1 protein-coding gene is annotated in these 1407 nt (G+C 65.5%); it reads right to left on the reverse strand.

Features of this window, described 5'->3' with window-relative positions; genetic code table 11:
• The coding region (gene istA / locus AC0KUR_RS37875; protein ID WP_473377386.1) for an IS21 family transposase at nt 1-1163 on the reverse strand (1163 nt) is incomplete at its 3' end.
• Nucleotides 1164-1407 lie beyond the last annotated feature (244 nt).

Consider the following 1407-nt stretch of genomic DNA (forward strand, 5'->3'; position numbering starts at 1 on the left):
TCGGGCGGCTGATGGTCCCGGACCGTGTGGCGACCACCGGCCCGTTGCCGCGGGTGGGTCGCGACGAGCTGATGCTGGTGGTACAACTGGATGATCGTGTCGGTCGCCTTCAGCCAGAGCGCCTTGCCGACCAGTGCGTACGGTGCCGAGTACAGCGCGTTACGGTAGACGACGTGGCCATCGCGATGGACGCTGACTTCCTTCCAGACGGCGATCACCGGCGCCACGTCCGGCAACGCCGCGAGCAACGGGCGCTCGACGCCGAAGCGCGCGAGCGGTTGCTCGTGGGTCGTGCCGTGCGTGCGTGTGCCGGCCTGCTGCAGGACCCACTCGCGAAGCTGCCGATTCGCATCGGCCAGATCCCGGAACTCGCGCAGTGGCACGAAGGACTTCTTGACGTATTTGACGCCCGACTCGACGACGCCCTTCTTCTGGGGATCGCGTGGCGGGCAAGCGTCGATCTTGAAGCCGTAGGCCTCGGCAAGCGCCGCGTAGGAGCGCTGTACGGCCGGATCGTACCGACAGGCGCGGATGATCGCGCACTTCGCGTTGTCGATGATGACCCGGGTGGGACGGCCGCCGAACCATTCGAAGGCGCGCCGGTGGCTAGCCAGCCACGTCTCGACGGTTTGGTCCAGCACGATCTCGGCATACTGATGACGCGACCAGCACAACGTCATCACGAAGATCCACGTCCGAACCTCAATGCCTTCGACGCTCAGCACGGGACCGGCGCCGAAGTCGACCTGCACCGCGTCGGCCGGCGCGAACTCCAGGATCGTCGTGGCAGCCACACCGCGCTCGGCCACAAGATGACGCACCATGCGCTTCACGGCGCTGTAGCTGCCGGTGTAGCCGTGGTTGCGTCGAAGTGCGGCGTGGATCGTGGTGCCTTGCACGCCTGCGGTGAGCCAGTCGCGCATTTGCTCGCGAAACGGCTCCACCGTCGACACGCAGGCGCTCGACAGATGCGGCGTGCGACCGAAGACCCCTGCAATAACCGTATCGTCCGGCAACGGTTGCGCGGGATCGAGCCAACCTCGCGTCTGGGCTTCGCGGCGCACGCTCGTGAGCTTCTTGCGTCCCATCAGTCCGCCGCGCGCGATGTCGCGGTCAGAGTCGCCTTGCCGCATACGGACAAGGACTTGGCGATACTCAAACAATTCGAACCTCCGATTGGCCATGGACGCTCCGTTCAAAAAGAACAAAGCGTACCGACTAGGAAAGTTCGAACCGCGCCGTCACTCCCGCATTACTGGCGCCTATGTGCCGCCCCTCGGATGGCTCCAATATGCCGACCCGGGGCCGGCGCCATTACGCCGACCCTGGGCTGGCTCCTATATGCCGCCCCTCAGGTGGCTCCTTTACGCCGCCCCTGGATTGGCTCCATATTGCCGACCCGTGACA

The organism is Burkholderia sp. YHN3-13, assembly GCF_055810675.1.